Annotated in this window: 16 protein-coding genes and 1 pseudogene; 11 read left to right on the plus strand and 6 right to left on the minus strand. The window is 71.3% G+C overall.

The features are described 5' to 3' along the window. The first annotated feature begins 128 nt into the window (after window positions 1–128). The 6 genes and pseudogenes from ACWCQ1_RS46255 to ACWCQ1_RS46280 all read left to right on the plus strand — a co-directional run bounded on the left by ACWCQ1_RS46255 (window position 129) and on the right by ACWCQ1_RS46280 (window position 6,388). Entirely contained in the window at window positions 129–842 is a 714-nt protein-coding gene (locus tag ACWCQ1_RS46255) for a hypothetical protein (protein ID WP_133044625.1), read from the plus strand. Next, window positions 839–2,137, plus strand: coding sequence for an ATP-binding protein (locus ACWCQ1_RS46260; protein WP_451029383.1), 1,299 nt, complete (start codon window positions 839–841; stop codon window positions 2,135–2,137). The genes ACWCQ1_RS46255 and ACWCQ1_RS46260 overlap by 4 nt, the downstream gene beginning before the upstream one ends. Before the next feature lie 480 nt (window positions 2,138–2,617). Continuing rightward, window positions 2,618–2,947, plus strand: a pseudogene (locus ACWCQ1_RS46265) (SH3 domain-containing protein); the annotation flags it as partial. Between the two features lie 43 nt (window positions 2,948–2,990). Next, the gene (locus ACWCQ1_RS46270; RefSeq protein WP_208785624.1) at window positions 2,991–4,352 is read left to right on the plus strand and encodes an FtsW/RodA/SpoVE family cell cycle protein; all 1,362 of its coding nucleotides are present in this window, start codon (window positions 2,991–2,993) and stop codon (window positions 4,350–4,352) included. Continuing rightward, the gene (locus tag ACWCQ1_RS46275; protein ID WP_451029384.1) at window positions 4,349–5,824 is read left to right on the plus strand and encodes a peptidoglycan D,D-transpeptidase FtsI family protein; all 1,476 of its coding nucleotides are present in this window, start codon (window positions 4,349–4,351) and stop codon (window positions 5,822–5,824) included. Before ACWCQ1_RS46270 ends, ACWCQ1_RS46275 begins: the two co-directional genes overlap by 4 nt. Before the next feature lie 45 nt (window positions 5,825–5,869). After that, window positions 5,870–6,388, plus strand: a complete 519-nt coding sequence (locus ACWCQ1_RS46280) for a DUF3291 domain-containing protein (RefSeq protein ID WP_133044621.1) — start codon at window positions 5,870–5,872, stop codon at window positions 6,386–6,388. A 23-nt stretch (window positions 6,389–6,411) separates the two neighbouring features. On the opposite strand, the gene ACWCQ1_RS46285 is transcribed toward ACWCQ1_RS46280, so the two are convergent. Beyond that, window positions 6,412–7,521, minus strand: coding sequence for a ferritin-like domain-containing protein (locus ACWCQ1_RS46285; RefSeq protein ID WP_358594001.1), 1,110 nt, complete (start codon window positions 7,519–7,521; stop codon window positions 6,412–6,414). A gap of 87 nt (window positions 7,522–7,608) precedes the next feature. Here ACWCQ1_RS46285 and ACWCQ1_RS46290 point away from each other — a divergent pair, with 87 nt between their 5' ends. The 4 genes from ACWCQ1_RS46290 to ACWCQ1_RS46305 all read left to right on the plus strand — a co-directional run bounded on the left by ACWCQ1_RS46290 (window position 7,609) and on the right by ACWCQ1_RS46305 (window position 10,705). After that, entirely contained in the window at window positions 7,609–8,547 is a 939-nt protein-coding gene (locus ACWCQ1_RS46290) for an AurF N-oxygenase family protein (protein WP_451029385.1), read from the plus strand. Window positions 8,548–8,582: 35 nt separating this feature from the next. Further along, complete coding sequence (locus tag ACWCQ1_RS46295; RefSeq protein ID WP_133044618.1) at window positions 8,583–9,230, plus strand: TetR/AcrR family transcriptional regulator; 648 nt, start codon at window positions 8,583–8,585, stop codon at window positions 9,228–9,230. Then, window positions 9,223–9,543, plus strand: a complete 321-nt coding sequence (locus tag ACWCQ1_RS46300) for a hypothetical protein (protein ID WP_207929816.1) — start codon at window positions 9,223–9,225, stop codon at window positions 9,541–9,543. The genes ACWCQ1_RS46295 and ACWCQ1_RS46300 overlap by 8 nt, the downstream gene beginning before the upstream one ends. Window positions 9,544–9,646: 103 nt before the next feature. Further along, window positions 9,647–10,705 (plus strand): NlpC/P60 family protein, encoded by a 1,059-nt coding sequence (locus ACWCQ1_RS46305; RefSeq protein ID WP_451029386.1) that lies wholly within the window; start codon window positions 9,647–9,649, stop codon window positions 10,703–10,705. A gap of 27 nt (window positions 10,706–10,732) precedes the next feature. Here the strand turns inward: ACWCQ1_RS46305 and ACWCQ1_RS46310 are convergent, their stop codons facing one another. Genes ACWCQ1_RS46310 through ACWCQ1_RS46330 form a run of 5 tightly spaced genes read right to left on the minus strand, consistent with a single transcriptional unit; the run spans window position 10,733 to window position 16,354 of the window. Continuing rightward, window positions 10,733–11,986 carry a styrene monooxygenase/indole monooxygenase family protein gene (locus tag ACWCQ1_RS46310; protein WP_133044615.1) on the minus strand — a complete coding sequence of 418 codons (1,254 nt, stop codon included), beginning with the start codon at window positions 11,984–11,986 and terminating at the stop codon, window positions 10,733–10,735. Window positions 11,987–12,044: 58 nt separating this feature from the next. Continuing rightward, the gene (locus tag ACWCQ1_RS46315) at window positions 12,045–12,680 is read right to left on the minus strand and encodes a GTP-binding protein (RefSeq protein WP_133044614.1); all 636 of its coding nucleotides are present in this window, start codon (window positions 12,678–12,680) and stop codon (window positions 12,045–12,047) included. After that, a complete protein-coding gene (locus ACWCQ1_RS46320) occupies window positions 12,661–13,080 on the minus strand; it encodes a DUF742 domain-containing protein (RefSeq protein ID WP_133044613.1) in 420 nt (139 codons plus the stop codon). Before ACWCQ1_RS46320 ends, ACWCQ1_RS46315 begins: the two co-directional genes overlap by 20 nt. Beyond that, window positions 13,077–13,574 (minus strand): roadblock/LC7 domain-containing protein, encoded by a 498-nt coding sequence (locus tag ACWCQ1_RS46325; RefSeq protein ID WP_133044612.1) that lies wholly within the window; start codon window positions 13,572–13,574, stop codon window positions 13,077–13,079. The genes ACWCQ1_RS46320 and ACWCQ1_RS46325 overlap by 4 nt, the downstream gene beginning before the upstream one ends. Next, entirely contained in the window at window positions 13,571–16,354 is a 2,784-nt protein-coding gene (locus ACWCQ1_RS46330; protein ID WP_358594008.1) for a sensor histidine kinase, read from the minus strand. Before ACWCQ1_RS46330 ends, ACWCQ1_RS46325 begins: the two co-directional genes overlap by 4 nt. A gap of 380 nt (window positions 16,355–16,734) precedes the next feature. Here ACWCQ1_RS46330 and ACWCQ1_RS46335 point away from each other — a divergent pair, with 380 nt between their 5' ends. Next, window positions 16,735–17,544 carry a protein phosphatase 2C domain-containing protein gene (locus tag ACWCQ1_RS46335; RefSeq protein ID WP_451029387.1) on the plus strand — a complete coding sequence of 270 codons (810 nt, stop codon included), beginning with the start codon at window positions 16,735–16,737 and terminating at the stop codon, window positions 17,542–17,544. Window positions 17,545–17,619: the final 75 nt, after the last annotated feature.

A 17,619-nucleotide genomic window follows, 5' to 3' on the forward strand; every position in this document is an offset into this window, starting at 1 on the left:
GGTGCCCCACGGGACCGCCGAGGAGCCCGGGTAAGCGTTTCTTCGGGGCGATCGAGTAGCGGAGGTAATCGTTTCTTCGGCCGCCTAGGGTGTATCGGGCAACCTGCCCTCCCGGCCCCTGGAGCACCATGCCCCGCACCCGCCCCCTGCGCACCGCGCTGGCCGTCGCCCTGCTGGCGGCGGCCGCCGCTGGCTGCGGTGACGCGGGCGGGCTGCGTGGCGCGGGAGCGACGCCGACCGCGACCAGCCCCGCCAAGCTGTGGCCCCAGCTGTCCCCGGCCGCGAGCCCGGCCTGGGACTACGACAACGGCGAGTCCGAGGCCATGAAGGGCGTCACCGCCCCCGGCGACGACATACGCAGGGTCGACCCGGTGGCGATCGTACGGGCCGAGATCGCCCAGCACCCGGACGACTACGCCGGCTCGAAGGCGCCGTACCGCGAGACCGCCCGCCGGATGGCGTACTGCGGCCACAAGCCCGCGGACGAGCGGTGCCCGCTGCTCAAGGGCTACTACCGGGACCTCACCGGTGACGGACGGGCCGATCTGACGCTGGGTTTCCGGCTGCTGCCGGGCACCCAGACCGCCGTACGCGTCTACACCGTCGAGGCCGGCCGGGTGGTGCAGGTGATGGCCAACGACGACGCGGTGAGCGGGGTGGAGCTGGCCGGGCACTCGGTGATCATCCATGCGCCCTCCGACCTCGCCGACTACGAGTACCGCTTCCAGTGGACCTGGGACCCCGACCAGAAGGTGATGCTGCTCACCCACGACGAGATGCTGCGCCTGGGCAAGCACGAGCACAGCCACCGCCGCTCCCCCTCCCCCTCGGCGACCCCATGACGCGGCTCGCGCTCCCCCACTGGGCCGGCACGCTCGCAGTGAAGGCCGCCGTCTTCATCACGGTGATGTGCTGCGGGCTCGCCGCGATGCTCGGCGTGCTGGTGCACGTCTCGGTGACGGACCAGACCGTCGGTCAGGCCCGTAGCCTCGCGCTGGCGCGGCTGGCGGACGCGACGAAGGCGTACCAGGCCGGGGACACCCTGCTGCCGGGGGCGAGCGTCGATCCGCCGGGGCTGCCGCGCGCGCTGCGGGATCTGGCGGTGGCCGGGGACCGCGGCACGATGGTCTCCGACCACCACGGGCAGCCCACGATGTGGGCGGCCGGTCCCGCCGACCGGAACCGGGCGCTGGCCGTCGAGGTCGACTACGCGCAACAGGCGCACACCATCGCCGGGCTCGACCGGGCGATCCTGTGGTCGTCGGGGCTGGCGATCGGGGCGACGCTGCTGGTGGGCGCGTTCGCGGTGACCCGGGTGACCCGGCGGCTGCACGCCACCGCCCAGGTGGCCCGGCGGATCAGCGCGGGCGATCTGGACGCGCGGGTGGGTGACCCGCGGACGAGGGACGAGAGCCGGCCGCAGGACGAGGTGGCCGCGGTCGCCGCCGCGCTGGACACCATGGCGGCCTCCCTGCAGGGCAAGCTGCTGAGCGAGCAGCGGTTCACGGCGGACGTGGCGCACGAGCTGCGGACACCGCTGACGGGGCTGCACGCGGCGGCCGAGCTGCTGCCGCCGGGGCGGCCGACGGAGCTGGTGCGGGACCGGGTGGCGGCGCTGCGCACGCTGACCGAGGACCTGCTGGAGATCTCCCGGCTGGAGACCGGGCGGGAACAGCTCGAACTGGACGGCGAGGAGCTGGGGGCGCTGGCCGCGCGGGTGGTGCGGGCGTCGGGGACCGACACGGAGGTCGTGGTGCTGCGGGACACCCGGGTCGAGACCGACCGGCGGCGGCTGGAGCGGGTGCTGGGGAACCTGGTGGCCAACGCCCACAAGCACGGACGGGCGCCGGTGTCCGTGACCGTCGACGGGGCGGTGGTGACCGTACGGGACCACGGGGACGGGTATCCGGACTACCTGGTGGAGCACGGGCCGCAGCGGTTCCGCACGGAGGGCGGGGCCAAGGGGCACGGGCTGGGACTGACCATCGCCGTGGGACAGGCGGAGGTGCTGGGGGCCCGGCTGGAGTTCGCCAACGCGTTGGACGGCGGGGCCGTCGCGATCCTGACGCTGCCTCAGCACGGGCCCGCTCTCCCCGATGGCGCAGTGCGACGGGCGGCCGCACCCGAGTCCTCCTAACGTGGCGATTAGTCAGGTTCGCCCCATTCGTGGAGGTACTCCCCCATGTCCCTGCGCTCCACCATCACCCGCCTCGGCATGGTCGCCGCGGCCGGCGCCCTCGTCACCTCCGCCGCCGTCACCCCCGCCCTGGCCGACAACGACTGGGGCAGCGGCGGCGACTCAGGCTCGGACAACCAACAGAGCCAGCAGAACCAGCAGAACCAGCAGAGCCAGCAGAGCCAGCAGAGCCAGGCAAGCGGGCAGAACTGGCAGGGCCAGCAGACGCAACAGAACCAGCAGCGCCCGCAGAACCAGCAGAGCCAGCAGAGCCAGCAGAGCCAGCCAAGCGGGCAGAACTGGCAGGGCCAGCAGACGCAACAGAACCAGCAGCGCCCGCAGAACCAGCAGAACCAGCAGAGCCAGCCAAGCGGGCAGAACTGGCAGGGCCAGCAGACGCAACAGAACCAGCAGCGCCCGCAGAGCCCGCAGAGCCCGCAGAACCAGCAGAACCAGCAGAACCAGGAAAGCGGGCAGAGCTGGCAGGGCCAGCAGAACCAGCAGAGCTGGGAGCAGGGCGATCACGACGGCGGCCAGCGGCTCGCCCGGGGTGTCGTCACCGCGAGCGAGCTGAACCTGCGCAGCGCGCCCAACCGGGGCAGCCAGGTGATCCGGGTGGCCCACCGGGGCGAGCGCGTCTCCATCTTCTGCAAGACGCCGGGTCAGAGCGTCGACGGCAACCGTCTCTGGTACCTGCTCACGGACGGCACCTGGGCCTGGGGTTCGGCCCGTTACATCGAGACCATCGGGACGCCGCCACGCTGGTGCTGAGTCCCTGAGGTCACAAGACCCACTATTTGGGTAAGTTCCGGACATGACCAACGCCGGAACCACCGTGGTACAGGCGGATCCCCCCGCCCGCGCGGTACGCCTCCCCCGGCGCCGTGGCATCGAGTTGGCCCTCATCGTCCTCGCCGTACTGCTGTCGGTGTACGGCTACTGCGCGGTGGGCCTCGCCAGATACGGCACCGTCCCGCCCGGCGCCGCCGGTTACGGCGCCGGGCTCGGCGTGCTCGCGCTGCTCGCGCATCTCGCGGTGCGGCTGCGGGCGCCGTACGCCGACCCGCTGCTGCTGCCGATCGGGGTGCTGCTCAACGGCCTCGGCCTGGTCCTGATCTACCGCCTGGACCTGGAGACCCCGGGCGACCGCGCGGCCCCCACCCAACTCGTCTGGTCCACGCTGGGCGTGACCCTGTTCATCGTGGTCGTCCTCATGCTGCGCGACCACCGGTGGCTCCAGCGCTACTCCTACGTCTGCGTCGCCGCCGCCCTCGTCCTGCTTCTGCTGCCGATCCTCTTCCCGGCCGTCAACGGCGCCCGGATCTGGATCCGGATCGCCGGATTCTCCATCCAGCCGGGCGAGTTCGCCAAGGTGCTGCTGGCGGTGTTCTTCGCCGCGTACCTGGCCGCGAACCGCAGCGCGCTCGCGTACACCGGCCGCCGGATCTGGTTCATGCAGCTGCCCACCGGCCGCGTCCTCGGCCCGATCCTCGCCATCTGGCTGCTGAGCGTCGGCGTCCTGGTCCTGGAGCGCGACCTCGGCACGTCGCTGCTCTTCTTCGGCCAGTTCGTCGTCCTGTTGTACGTGGCCACGGGCCGCACCGGCTGGATCGCGGTCGGGCTGCTGCTGGCGGGCCTGGGCGCGGTCGCCGTCGGCTGGCTGGAGCCGCATGTGCACAGCCGGGTGGAGGACTGGCTGCACCCGTTCGCCTCCATCGACGCGGGCCTGGGTCCCGGCCAGCTCGCCCAGTCGCTCTTCGCCTTCGCGGCGGGCGGCGTCCTCGGCACCGGACTGGGCCTCGGCCACTCGCTGCTGATCGGCTTCGCGGTCAAGTCGGACTTCATCCTGGCCACGGCGGGCGAGGAGCTGGGCCTGGCGGGCCTGTGCGCGATCTTCCTGCTCTACGGCCTGCTGGTGGAGCGCGGCTACCGGGCCGGCCTCGCGCTGCGCGAGCCCTTCGGCCGGTTGCTCGCCGTGGGCCTCGCCTCGCTCATCGCGCTCCAGGTGTTCGTCATCGCCGGCGGAGTGACCGGCCTGATCCCGCTGACCGGCATGGCGATGCCCTTCCTCGCCCAGGGCGGCTCGTCGGTGGTCACCAACTGGGCGATCGTGGCGCTGCTGATCCGGGTGAGCCATACGGCACGCAGGGAGTACGACGGCGAGGTCGCCTCATGACCCGCTACATCCGGCACGCGGCCGGTTTCTGCGCCCTGCTGCTCCTCGCGCTCCTCGTCAACGCGGCCCGCGTGCAGGTCGTCCGGGCCGGTTCCTACGACGCCAACCCGGCCAACCGCCGCTCGGCGATCGCCCGTTACGGCCAGCCCCGCGGCGACATCATGGTGGCCGGCGAGCCGGTCACCGGCTCCCGGGACTCCGGTCAGCAGCTCCGCTACGAGCGGACGTACGCGAACGGTCCGTTGTACGCCCCGGTCACCGGCTTCTCCTCGCAGGTGTACGGCACCACGCTGCTGGAGCACACCCAGGACGGGGTGCTGTCCGGCACCGACCCGCTGCTCACACCGCTCCCGCTGTGGCACGGCCTCACGCGCTCGCTCAGCCCCGGCGGGGACGTCGTGACCACCCTCAACCCGGCCGCCCAGCAGGCGGCGTACGAGGGGCTGGACGGGCGCAAGGGCGCGGTGGCGGCGGTGGAGCCGTCCACGGGCCGCATCCTGGCCCTGGTCTCGACGCCCTCCTACGACCCCTCGGTCCTGTCCGGGAACGCGGCTGCCACCGAACGGTCCTGGGAGCGGCTGAACTCCGACCCCGGCAAGCCGATGCTCAACCGGGCAGTACGGCAGACGTATCCGCCGGGCTCGACCTTCAAGGTCGTCACCGCGGCGGCGGCGCTGGACGCGGGGGTGGTCACGGACCTGGACCGGCCGACGAGGTCACCGGACCCCTACCGGCTGCCGGGGACGCGGACCTGGCTGATGAACGAGGGCGACGGCTGCGAGGACGCTCCGCTGCGGGACGCCTTCGAGTGGTCGTGCAACACGGTGTTCGCCAAGCTGGGGGTGGATGTCGGGGTCACCGGCATGACGAGGACGGCCCAGGCGTTCGGCTTCAACGACACCGCCCTGCGGGTGCCGTTCTCGGTCGCGCGCAGCACCTTCGACACCTCGGTCGACAAGGCGCAGCTGGCGCTGTCGTCGATCGGCCAGTACAACACGCGGGCGACGCCGTTGCAGATGGCGATGGTCGCGTCGGCGGTCGCCGACGGGGGGCAGCTGCGACAGCCGTACCTGGTAGAGCGGACGACGACGGGCGACGGCGGCACCGCGTGGACGGCGGGCCCGCGTCCGGTCCGCCAGGTGATGCGCCCGGAAACCGCGGATCTGATGAAGGAGCTGATGGAGGGCGTGGTGACGGAGGGCACCGGCACGAACGCCGCGATCCCCGGTGCGATCGTCGGCGGCAAGACCGGCACCGCGCAGCACGGGGTCGGCAACGCCGGTACGCCGTATGCCTGGTTCGTGTCCTGGGCGCAGCGGGAGGAGGACCTGACGCCCAAGGTGGCGGTGGCCGTGGTGGTGGAGGACGGGTCGGCGCACCGGGGGGAGATCACCGGAGGCGGGGTGGCTGCGCCCATCGCCCGGGCGGTGATGGAGGCGGTGCTGAACTCCGGGTCGCGGTCCGGTGGTTGAGACGGGGGTACCGGAAGCGGAGGCTCCCTACCTAACGTTCGGTACATGACGACGACACCGGAAGCCGCGTACCAACTCGCCCAGGTCAACATCGCCCGGCTCAAGGCCCCGCTGGACTCACCGCAGTTGAAGGACTTCGTCGACGCCCTCGACCCCGTGAACGCCGACGCGGACGCCGCCGAGGGCTTTGTCTGGCGACTGCAGGACGAGTCCGGTGACGCGACGGACGTGGCCGTCTTCGGAGACGAGTGGCTGATCATCAACATGTCGGTGTGGCGGGACCCGAACGCCCTCACGACGTTCATGTACCAGGGGCGCCACCGGGAGATGCTGGCCCGCAGGAGGGAGTGGTTCGAGCGGGTGGCGGAGGCGATGGTGGTCCTGTGGTGGGTCCCGGCGGGCCATCGCCCCACCGTGGCCGAGGCGGAGGAACGGCTGCTGCACCTGCGCGCCAACGGCCCGACGTCGTACGCCTTCACCCTGCGCACGGCGTTCCCGCCGGCCCTCGGCGACCCGCGTCCGCTGACCGGCGAGATCCCCGAGGACCTGGGCTGCTCGGTCTAGGGCTGCTGCGGAAGTCCCGTCCGTCAGGCCTCTGCCGCGCCCGTCTCGATCGCCTCCTCCACCTCCACGACCCGCTCCCGCTCCTCCGCCGCGAAGCGCTCCGCGTCCAGCTTCTCCGCGATCTCCTCGTCCTGGGCCATCAGCAGGTCCAGGTTGGAGTCACCCATCTCGAAGACGCCCATGTCGACATAGGCCTGCTGGAGGCGCTTGCCCCACAGGCCGATGTCCTTGACGCACGGGACGATCCGGGAGAAGAGCAACTGCCTGAAGAGCGCCAGGAACTCGGACTTCTCGCTGTACTCCTCCGCCTCGGCCGTCGGGATGCCGAAGTTCTCCAGGACCTCGACCCCGCGCAGCCGGTCGCGCATCAGGTAGCAGCCCTCGATGACGAACTCCTCGCGTTCGCGCAGCTCGGCGTCGGTGAGCTGCTTGTAGTAGTCGCGCAGGGCCATCCGGCCGAAGGCCACGTGCCGGGCCTCGTCCTGCATGACGTAGGCGAGGATCTGCTTGGGCAGGGGCTTGGTCGTGGTGTCGCGGATCATGCCGAAGGCGGCCAGCGCCAGGCCCTCGATGAGCACCTGCATGCCCAGATACGGCATGTCCCAGCGGCTGTCGCGGAGCGTGTCGCCCAGCAGCGACTGGAGGTTGTCGTTGATCGGGTAGACCATCCCGACCTTCTCGTGCAGGAACCGGCCGTAGATCTCCGCGTGCCGCGCCTCGTCCATGGTCTGCGTAGCCGAGTAGAACTTGGCGTCCAGGTCCGGCACCGACTCCACGATCCGCGCCGCGCAGATCATCGCGCCCTGCTCGCCGTGGAGGAACTGGCTGAACTGCCAGGACGCGTAGTGCTGTCGCAGTTCCCCGCGCTCCTTCTCGCTCATCTTCGCCCAGTACGGCGTCCCGTACAGCGAGATGGACTCGTCCGGGGTGCCCAGCACGTCGTACGGATCGACCTCCAGATCCCAGTCGATGCGCCGCTGCCCGTCCCACTGCTTGTCCTTGCCCTTCTGGTAGAGGGCGACCAGTCGTTCGCGGCCGTCTTCGTACTCCCAGCTGAAGCGGGCCGCGCCGGACGCGGGGACCTGCCAGAGATAGTCACCGGGGTCGTTGGTGTACAGCTCATGGGTCGGCATACCCCGCAGGCTCACATGTAGACGCCGAGTCAACAAGTCCCGTGCAGGGGATTGACGGGCTTGCTGACAGGCAGTCTCATAAGTGCCATGACGACTCTCACGGAAGCAGACGCACTCGACGGCCTGCGCGACGCCCTCGGGCTGCTCAAGGACCGCGAGCAGGTCGCCGAGCGGCTCCTCGCCTCCTCCGCGAAGCACTCCTTCGACCCGGACAAGGAACTCGACTGGGACGCGCCCTTCGAGGAGGGCAAGTGGTTCTGGCCGCCGGAGCTGGTCTCGCTGTACGACACGCCGCTGTGGAAGCGGATGGGCGAGGAGCAGCGGATCCTGCTGTCGCAGCACGAGGCCGCCGCGCTGGCCTCGCTGGGGATCTGGTTCGAGATCATCCTGATGCAGCTGCTGGTGCGGCACATCTACGACAAGGCGGCGACGAGCGCGCATGTGCGGTACGCGCTCACCGAGATCGAGGACGAGTGCCGGCACTCGAAGATGTTCGCGCGGCTGATCGCGCAGGGCGGCACGCCCTGGTATCCGGTGGCCCGGGCGCACCAGCATCTGGGGCGACTGTTCAAGACGATCTCCACGACTCCCGGGTCCTTCACGGCGACGCTGCTCGGGGAGGAGGTCCTCGACTGGATGCAGCGGCTGACGTTCCCCGACGAGCGGGTGCAGCCGCTGATCCGGGGGGTCACGCGGATCCACGTCGTGGAGGAGGCGCGGCATGTGCGGTACGCGCGTGAGGAACTGCGGCGGCAGATGGTGACCGCGCCCCGGTGGTCGCAGGAGTTCACCCGGGTGACGTCCGGGGAGTTCGCCCGGGTGTTCTCGGTGGCCTTCGTCAATCCCGAGGTCTACACGAATGTCGGGCTGGACAAGCGGGAGGCCCTGGCACAGGTGAGGGCGAGCAGGCACCGGCGGGAGGTCATGCAGACGGGCGCGAAGCGGCTGACCGACTTCCTGGACGACATCGGGGTGCTGCGGGGGGTCGGCCGGCGGCTGTGGAAGAGCTCGGGCCTGCTGGCTTGAGGCGACATGCGCGGCCTGCGATTACGCTGCACTGCATGACTCCCGCCGCCCCCGCCTATCGACGGCTCAGTGTCGAGGAGCGACGAAGCCAGCTTCTCGACGCCGCCCTCGGTCTCTTCGCGCACCGCGCCCCCGAGGACGTCTCCCTCGACGACGTGGCCGAGGCGGCCGGGGTCTCGCGCCCCCTGGTCTACCGCTACTTCCCCGGCGGCAAGCAGCAGCTGTACGAGGCCGCGCTGCGGTCGGCCGCGGACGAGCTGCGGCAGTGCTTCGACGAGCCGCGGGAAGGGCCTCTGCTGCCTCGGCTCTCCCGGGCCCTGGACCGCTATCTGGCCTTCGTCGACGAGCACGACGCCGGCTTCAGCGCGCTGCTCCAGGGCGGCAGCGTCGTGGAGACGTCCCGGACGACGGCCATCGTGGACGGGGTGCGGCGGGCCGCCGCCGAGCACATCCTCAGTCACCTCGGTGTCACCGAGCCCGGGCTGCGGCTGCGGATGACCGTGCGGATGTGGATCACGGCGGTGGAGGCGGCCTCGCTGATCTGGCTCGACGAGGGCAAGCAGCCCCCGGTCGAGGAGCTGCGGGACTGGCTGGTGGAGCAGTTCGTGGCCGTGCTGTCGGTGACGGCAACCCGGGACACCCAGACCGCGGCGCTGGTGCGGGCGCTCGCGGAGGATGTCTGACACTGGTGCCGTGAAGAGCGAACCGACCCCCTTCGAGGGTGGCCCCATGGACGGCCGGGTCCTTCCGGTGCTGGTCGGGGCGACCGGGCAGCCGCCGAAGATCTACCGCATCCCGGTGCCGGACCCGGCCGGCGGTCCCGACACCGTGCTGGTCTACCGGCGCGTCCCGCGCGGACACAGCAGACGGCTCGGGATCCAGCAGGGGTGGAAGTACGCGTACGACCCGGAGAGCAGGGACACCGGCCGGCTGAAGTGGCCGTGGTCCAAGCCCGACGCCACGCCGGGCGGCAAGCCGGAGAACACCGACGGGTGACGGGGTTGCGCCGAACCGCGCACACTCGGCGCGCGCAAGGCGCGCGGGCGTCTGAAGCTCGCGGTGCGGGGCAGAGGGGCTGGCCCGCACCGGAGGTGATGACGTGTCAGGAAGGCTTCTGCGTCTGGTGTGTACGGCGGCGGTGGCGGTCGGCACCGTCCTCGCGCCGCTGCCCGCCGCGGCCGTGCCCGAGCCGGGTGGGCGGCCCGTCTCCGAGCTGCTGACGGATCTTCAGCGGCGGTACCGGGAGGCCGAGCAGGCCACGGAGACCTATGACGCGACCGAGGAGAAGCTGAACAGGCAGCGGGCCGAGGTCGAGCGGCTGGACAAGGAGCTGGCCCGCACCCGGATCTCCCTGGACGACAGCAGGAGCGCGGCCGGGCGGCTGGCACGGCAGCAGTACCAGAACAGCACGGAGATCTCGTCGTACGTCCGGCTGCTGCTGGCCCGTGATCCGCAGCAGGCGCTCGACGAGGGGCATGTCATCGGGCAGTTGGCGCGGGAGCGGGCGCTGACGCTGGGGCGGCTGGCCGGCACCCAGAAGAGGGCCGACGAACTGGCCCGCCGGGCGCGCAAGGCCCTGGACGACCAACTCGCCCTCGCCGAGCGGCAGAAGAAGGACCGGGACGAGGTGCGCAAGCGGCTGAAGGACGTGGAGGAGCTGCTGGTCTCGCTCACCCCCGAACAGCTCGCCGCCGTCGCCCGGTTGGAGAGGGACGGGGTCGACGAGGCGCAGCAGCGGTTCCTGGCCTCGGGCGCGTCCAGCGACGACGGCAAGCCCTCGGGCGGGGCCGACCGGGCCGTGCGGTACGCCGTGCGGCAGCTGGGGAAGCCGTACCGGTGGGGCGCGCAGGGCCCGGCGTCGTACGACTGCTCGGGCCTCACGTCACAGGCGTGGCGCCACGCGGGAACGCCCATCCCCCGCACGAGCCAGGAACAGTGGGCCCGGCTCCCGAGGATCCCCCTGAACCGGCTCCGCCCCGGCGACCTGGTGCTCTACTTCCCGCGGGCCACGCACGTGGCCTTGTACGTGGGGAAGGGCATGGTGATCCAGGCCCCGAGAACCGGCGCACCGATCAAGGTCTCCCCCATCGCGTCCTACCCGATCCTCGGAGCCGTCCGCCCGAACGCCGCCCGGCCCCCCGCCAAGGAGGCGGGGTAGACCGGGCGCCCGGACGGCGCTCGCGGCTCAGGCGCCCGCGACCGAGGCCAGGTAGGCCTCGGCCTTCTGTGGTTCGTAGAAGAAGTTCTCGAAGTCCGCCGGGTTGTCGAAGCCGTTGGCGAAGCGATCGGCCACCGGCTGGAGCTGGCCCGCGGCTCCGATGAGGTTGAGGATGTGCTCCGGCGGCGGGGCGAGCATGGCGTTGGTCCACTTGGTGACGTGCTGAGCCGTCTCCCAGTAGCGGTCGAAGGTCGCCTGCATCCAGCTCTCGTCGAACTCCTTCTCGCCGTGCTCCAGGATCGAGGCGAGGTACGAAGCGGCGCACTTGGCGGCGGAGTTGGAGCCCTGGCCGGTGATGGGGTCGTTGGCGACGACGACGTCCGCCACCCCGAGGACCAGGCCGCCGCCGGGGAGCCGGCCGATCGGGTTGCGGACGGTCGGGGCGTAGCGGCCGGCCAACGTGCCACCGGCGTCGGTGAGTTCGACCTTCGTGGCCCGCGCGTACTCCCAGGGCGTGTACCGCTCCATGAGTTCCAGGGTCAGGGAGAGGTGCTCCGCCGGGTCCTTGACGCCGTTGAAGACGTCGAGCGGGCCGCCGGGTATGCCCTCCCAGAACAGGATGTCGGCCGGCCCGGAGGTCGTCAGCGTCGGCATGACGAACAGCTCGCCGACCCCGGGCACCAGGTTGCAGCGGACGGCGTAGTAGTCCGGGTGCTCGGGGCGCGGGCCCAGACCGTGGACGTAGGAGACGGCGAGGGCGCGCTGCGGCTCGCTGTACGGCGAACGGGAGGCGTCCCGGCCGAACATGGACACCAGCTCGCCCTTGCCCGCCGAGACCAGCACCAGGTCGTACGTACGGGAGAAGTAGTCGAGGTCGGAGACCGCCGCGCCGTGGATGACCAACTGCCCGCCGCGCTGGGCGAACGTCTCCATCCAGCCGGCCATCTTCACCCGCTGGTCGACCGACTGCGCGTACCCGTCGAGCCTGCCCACCCAGTCGATCGCCCGTGCCGCCGGGCCCTCGGCCCAGGAGCCCGGGGCCGCGACCGAGACGCCGAGTCCTTCGATCTTCGGGGCCTGGGACTCCCAGAAGTTCAGCTGGAGATCGCGCTCGTGCTGCAGTGCCGTGTGGAACATGCACTGCGTCGACATGACCCGGCCGGAGCGGATCTCGTCCGCGGTCCGGTTGGACATCAGGGTGACCTCGTACCCGTGCGACTGAAGGCCGAGGGCGAGCTGGAGACCGGACTGACCGGCTCCTACGACGAGTATCTTCCGCATACCGGGGCTGTTCTCCTACTCGTGGACTACTGGACTGCGCGGGGGGCTACTCGGGGGACTACTCGGGGGTTTCGTCCAGCGCGTGGGCGACGAGGGACAGCAGGGTCTCGATCGCCGAGATCCTCCGCCGCGCATCCATGATCATGACAGGTATGTGCGCGGGGATCGTCAACGCCTCCCGCACGTCCTCCGGTTCGAACCGCTCGCTGCCGTCGAAGTGGTTGACCGCCACGACGTACGGCATCCCGCAGCTCTCGAAGTAGTCCAGGGCGGGGAAGCAGTCCTTCAGCCGCCGGGTGTCCGCGAGGACGACCGCGCCGATCGCGCCGCGCACCAGGTCGTCCCACATGAACCAGAACCGCTGCTGGCCCGGTGTGCCGAACAGGTAGAGCACCAGGTCGTCGTCGAGAGTGATGCGGCCGAAGTCCATGGCCACGGTGGTGGTCAGCTTGCCGGGCGTGGCGGTGAGGTCGTCGGTGTCCTCGCTCGCCTCGGTCATCAGCGCCTCGGTCTGCAGGGGCGTGATCTCCGAGACGGCGGTGACCAGCGTGGTCTTGCCCACACCGAAGCCTCCCGCCACGACTATCTTCGTGGCGATGGGGGCGCGGGTGCGGTCCGTCTGCCAGGACTGCAGGTTCTCGTCGGGGTCGACGTGGGAGGCGACGCCGACGGCGTCAGAGACGACGGAGTCCACTCAGCACCCTTTCCAGCAGAGCGCGGTCCGGACGGCCCGTGCCGTGACCGGTACCTGTTCCGTACACGCGGATCTTTCCCTGGTCCGCGAGGTCGCTCAGCAGCACGCGGACCACGCCGAGCGGCATCTTCAGCAGCGCGGCGATCTCGGCCACCGTGCGCATACGGCGGCACAGTTCGACGATGGCCCGCATCTCGGGCATGACCCGGGTGCTGAGCGAGCCGTTCGTCAGTTCCTTGCGCTCTTCCGGGGCCTCCAGCGCCGCCACGAACGTCTCCACGAGCAGGACGTGGCCGAAGCGGGTGCGGCCGCCGGTGAGCGAGTAGGGGCGGACGCGGGCGGGCTTGCGGTCGCCGCCGCGCACGGGGAGCGTGTGTTTCTGATGCTTCTCGATGGTCATCGGGTGCCCCCGGTGGACTCCTGCTCCAGGGATTTTCGCAGCTCGCTGCGGAGCTCTGGGGTCAGCACATGGCCGGCGCGGCCGACGAAGAGCGCCATGTGGTAGGCCACCACGCTCATGTCGCAGTCGGCGGAGCCGTGCACGCCGAGCAGGCTGCCGTCGCTGATCGACATCACGAACAGGCTGCCCTCGTCCATCGCGACCATCGTGTGCTTCACGACGCCGGAGTCCATCAGCTTGGCGGCGCCGACGGTGAGGCTGCCGATGCCGGAGACGATGGTCGCGAGGTCGGCGGAGGAGCCGCGGGGGCCGGTGCGCCGGGTCCGTGTCTTGGCCTCCTCGTTGCGCCCCGGGTCGGAGGACAGCAGCAGCAGGCCGTCGGAGGAGACCACCGCGACTGACTGAATGCCGGGCACCTCCTCGACGAGGTTCGTGAGCAGCCAGTGCAGATTGCGGGCTTCAGTGCTCAGGCCGAAGGTACTGGGCGCGGTCAACTGCTTGCCTCCTCGACGGTGCCCCCCGTGGCTGGTGTCCTGGTCTGGCCTGTCTCTTCGGCGATCTCCGCGGCCACGTCCCGGTAGCCGGCCTGCGCGCCGCGGCGGAAGCCGCCGAGCCTTCTGCGGAGGGCTTCGGCGTCGACGGAACCGGTGCGCGGGCGGGGCGGGGCGGTGGGTGCGGTGATCTTCGGAGTGCGCTTGGGGAGGCCCTTTGACGTCAGTACGTCGGGGGTGTGCTCGTGCTCGTGCTCGTGGGTCGCCTCGGCCTCGCCTTCGGCGGATTCGTTCCCACCCGCACCCTCCGTGCGGCTTTCGTGGTCGGGTGCGGATGGCCCCTGCGGGGCGAACTCGCCGTCGGCGGGCGCGGGTCGGGGGACGAACGGGTCCGCCTGCGGCGCTGGTCCCGTGTGCGTCGGGTCCGGTTCCGCCGGGCGCGGTGGGAGCAGGAGCTCCATCGTGGTCTCGGCCGGGTGCTGCGCCGGCTCCTCCAGGTCCTGCGGCCGCTCCGATGCCGGTTCCGGCTCCTCCTCGGCGTCCTTCTCCTGCACCGCCTGCTCGGCGAGGGCCACCAGGGGGTCCGCCGAACGGCCGTGGAGGACGTTGGAGTTGGCCTCCGCGTCGGCGCCCGGGAGGGAGAAGGTGTGGGTGACCGGGGAGGTCGTGGAGGAGGGGACGGCGGTGCTCGGCGCCGGGGACAGCAGCGGCTTCGGCAGCACCACCACCGCCGCCACTCCGCCCTGCTTCTGGTCGCGGAGCTGGACACGGACGCCGTGCCGGTGGGCGAGGCGGGCCACGACGTACAGGCCGAGGCCGAGACCCTCGTCGCCCTCCTGGTCGTACGGCGTCTCGGGGTCGAACTCGGCGAGGCGCACGTTCAGGCGGGTCATGCGGTCCGGGGTCATGCCGATGCCCTCGTCCTGGACGGAGAGCATGACCTCGCCGTTCTCCAGGAGCCAGCCGGAGACCTCGACGGGGAGGTCCGGCGGGGAGAACGACGTGGCGTTCTCCATCAGTTCGGCCAGCAGGTGCGAGAGGTCGTCCGCGGCGAAGCCCGCCACGTGGGCGTGCGGGGGCAGTGCCGCGATGCGGACGCGTTCGTAGCGCTCGATCTCGCTGACCGCCGCGCGGACCACGTCCACCAGCGGGACGGGACCCGCGGTCTGCTGGACGTGTTCCGTACCGGCGAGGACCAGCAGGTTCTCGCTGTGCCGGCGCATGACCGTGGCGAAGTGGTCGAGCTTGAAGAGGGTGGAGAGGCGGTCGGGGTCCTGCTCGCGCTCCTCCAGGCTCTCGATGACGGTGAGCTGACGCTCCACCAGGCCGAGCGTGCGCAGCGCCAGGTTCACGAACGTGCCGCCGATGCTCTCCCGCAGCCGCTCCAACTGGGTGGCGGAGGCGTCGAGTTCGGCACGGAGTTCGGCGCGGGCGTCGGCCATCTTCTGCCGTTGCCCGACCAGGTGCTTGCGGTCGGTCTCCAGTGTGTGGATCCGCTCGTGCAGCGCGGCGGCGTGCGCGTGCAGGGCGTTGACGGAGCGGACGACCTGGGCGAACTCGTCGTTGCGGCCGGTGAAGGTGACCGGTTCCTCGGCGGCGGGGTTCTCGGCCTCGGCGAGCCGGGCCGAGCCGCGGCGCAGGACCGACAGGGGGCGGGTGAGCGAGCGGGCCATGGCCGTGGCGACACCGACGGCGACCAGCATCAGGACGCCGAACACGGCGACGTGGATCTCCAGCGCGGTGACGTCGTCGTCGCGCAGATGGGCGAGGTCCTTGGTGCGGCGGTCGTAGAGCGCGGACTCGACGCCCCGCATCATGTCGACACGGGCGGACAGCGCCGCGTCCACCTTGGTCGCGCTGGTGTCCAGGTCGGAGGAGGAGAGCGTCGGCTGGTCGGTGAGGCTCGCCAGGTACTTCTCGGCGGAGTTGACCTCGGAACCGGTGACCGTGGTGTCGTACGAGGTCAGGGCCGCCTTCGGCGCGGTCTCGTGGAAGTCGGCGAGCGCCGCGTCGGCGCGCAGCCGGGCCTGCTGGGCGGCTGCGGTCAGGGCGTCGCGCATCCTGGCGTCGGCGCCCGTGGAGGTGGTCTGGGTGACCGGCAGGCCGGTGACGGGGCTGATGACCGTCCGGGTCGTCGTCGGCACGTTCAGCGCGGCCACCAGCAGCCCCCGCGCGGCGGCCGACTGCTGTACGGCGGAGTCCAGCTCGGCGAGGGAGTGGGCGCCGGAGCCGGCCCGGGGCGGGGTCTGCTCGGCCAGCCGCTCGGCGAGCCGGTGCAGGTCGCTGATGACGGCCGAGTAGGCCTCGTGCGTCTGCAGGGCGCTGTTCTGGCCGGTCAGGGCCGCCCGGCGCAGACCGGCGATGCCGTCCAGGTCGCCGCGCAGGGAGGCCGGCGCGTCCGGGTCGGTGCGCAGTTCCTCGACCTGCCGGTCCACCCGTGAGCTCTGCTGCTCGGAGGGCGCCTTGGACTTGGGCCGCCCGGCCGCGACGTAGGAGGTGACCTCGTCGCGCTCGTCGGCGAGCGAGTGCGCGAGGGCGAGCGCCTTCTCGGTCTGCCCGGAGAGCGTCACCAGGTCCTGGGAGTCCTTCAGGTCGCCTGAGGCGGCAAGGACCGAGGGCGCCCCGGCTCCGGCGACGGCTGCGGCCACCACGGCCACGGCCACGATGAGCCGGTTGCGTACATGCGTGGGACGGCCCTTGCCGGTGACAGTGGCGGGGGCGGGCTCCGCACCCGCTCCGAAGGCCGTCTGCTTGCCTGTGCGACGGGGCCGCGTCTTCTGCACCGGTGCTCGCATTCCTGACTCGTGCCTGTTCATGGGGCCCGGGTGACGCTCCGTCAACTGCGGCGGACTGTGCGTACACCTGGTACGGTTCCCGACCCTCCCAGTGCCGGTGGGCAGGGGCCGTGCATCGCCGGGCCCGCCACCCGAAGGAGTGAACATCGGACGGGAGTTGGCGGGCAAGTTCCTCCGGCGGTTGCGACGGCCTTTCCGGACGGGCCGGTTGGACGTCCACGGCGACCGGTGGCAATATGTGCCGCCACGCATTCCCGGAACACCGAATTCCACCCCAAATCAGGCGTCTGACCTGCGCGAGTGCGCCAATTCGGAAACCAATGCAAGCCTTTGGTGAATCGCGTGAAGACGTCGTGCAGACTGGCCGAATGCGTACGGAACTTGTTTCGCAGCCGGGCGATTCCGACCGCCCCAACGAGGACTTCGCGGCCGTCGCTCTCCCGGCTTCCGGCCAGGGTGGCGCCCTCGTCGTGCTCGACGGAGTCACCCCGCCGCGCGGCGGGACGGGGTGTCTGCATTCGGTCCCCTGGTACACGGCCAGGCTGGGCGGGGCACTGACCGAACTGACCGTTTCCCTCCCGGATGTTCCGCTCACCGAGGTTCTTTCGCGTGCGATCGCACGCACAGCTGACACACATTCCGCCACTTGTGACCTTTCTCACCCACGAACCCCACAGGCGACCGTGGTGGTGGCGCGGTGGTCCGAGGAGACGGTCGACCATCTCGTCCTGTCCGACTCCGCCCTGCTGCTGGAGTCGCCGGAGGGCTCGGTGACGCCCGTCCTGGACGACCGTCTCTCCCGCCTGCCGCGCTCGGCTCTGGCCTCGGACGCCGTGATCGACGCGACGCTCCGCAACAAGGAGGGCGGCTTCTTCACGGCGGCGGCGGATCCGTCGGTGGCCCGGCGGGCGGTGACGGGTGCCCGGCCGCGCGCGGAGGTACGGGCTCTGGCCGCCCTGACGGACGGCGCGGCCCGCTGGGTGGAGAAGTTCCGTCAGGGCGACTGGGCGGACTGCCTCCGCCTCGTGCGCGAGGAGGGGGCACAGGCACTGGTGGACCGGGTACGGGAGCTGGAGCGCGCCGACAGCGAGCTGCGCGGCTTCCTGGGGCGCAGCAAGACGCACGACGACGCGACGGTCGTCCACGCCGGGTTGGAGGCTAGTGCTCTGACCGCATAGGTTCGCCGGGTTGGCGGTCATGACGGTTGGATGTGAGGTGACGTCCGAACCGACCGCTGGAGGCGCGGTGGCCGA

The organism is Streptomyces sp. NPDC002144 (assembly GCF_053593695.1).

What these genes read in the sequence shown, in the direction of transcription:
- ACWCQ1_RS46295 (WP_133044618.1), top strand. Translation starts at nt 8,583, where the DNA reads ATGACTCCCGCCGCCCCCGCCTATCGACGGCTCAGTGTCGAGGAGCGA.
- ACWCQ1_RS46275 (WP_451029384.1), top strand. Translation starts at nt 4,349, where the DNA reads ATGACCCGCTACATCCGGCACGCGGCCGGTTTCTGCGCCCTGCTGCTC.
- ACWCQ1_RS46270 (WP_208785624.1), top strand. Translation starts at nt 2,991, where the DNA reads ATGACCAACGCCGGAACCACCGTGGTACAGGCGGATCCCCCCGCCCGC.
- ACWCQ1_RS46280 (WP_133044621.1), top strand. Translation starts at nt 5,870, where the DNA reads ATGACGACGACACCGGAAGCCGCGTACCAACTCGCCCAGGTCAACATC.
- ACWCQ1_RS46290 (WP_451029385.1), top strand. Translation starts at nt 7,609, where the DNA reads ATGACGACTCTCACGGAAGCAGACGCACTCGACGGCCTGCGCGACGCC.
- ACWCQ1_RS46285 (WP_358594001.1), bottom strand. Translation starts at nt 7,521, where the DNA reads ATGCCGACCCATGAGCTGTACACCAACGACCCCGGTGACTATCTCTGG.
- ACWCQ1_RS46310 (WP_133044615.1), bottom strand. Translation starts at nt 11,986, where the DNA reads ATGCGGAAGATACTCGTCGTAGGAGCCGGTCAGTCCGGTCTCCAGCTC.
- ACWCQ1_RS46260 (WP_451029383.1), top strand. Translation starts at nt 839, where the DNA reads ATGACGCGGCTCGCGCTCCCCCACTGGGCCGGCACGCTCGCAGTGAAG.
- ACWCQ1_RS46335 (WP_451029387.1), top strand. Translation starts at nt 16,735, where the DNA reads ATGCGTACGGAACTTGTTTCGCAGCCGGGCGATTCCGACCGCCCCAAC.
- ACWCQ1_RS46255 (WP_133044625.1), top strand. Translation starts at nt 129, where the DNA reads ATGCCCCGCACCCGCCCCCTGCGCACCGCGCTGGCCGTCGCCCTGCTG.
- ACWCQ1_RS46320 (WP_133044613.1), bottom strand. Translation starts at nt 13,080, where the DNA reads ATGACCATCGAGAAGCATCAGAAACACACGCTCCCCGTGCGCGGCGGC.
- ACWCQ1_RS46300 (WP_207929816.1), top strand. Translation starts at nt 9,223, where the DNA reads ATGTCTGACACTGGTGCCGTGAAGAGCGAACCGACCCCCTTCGAGGGT.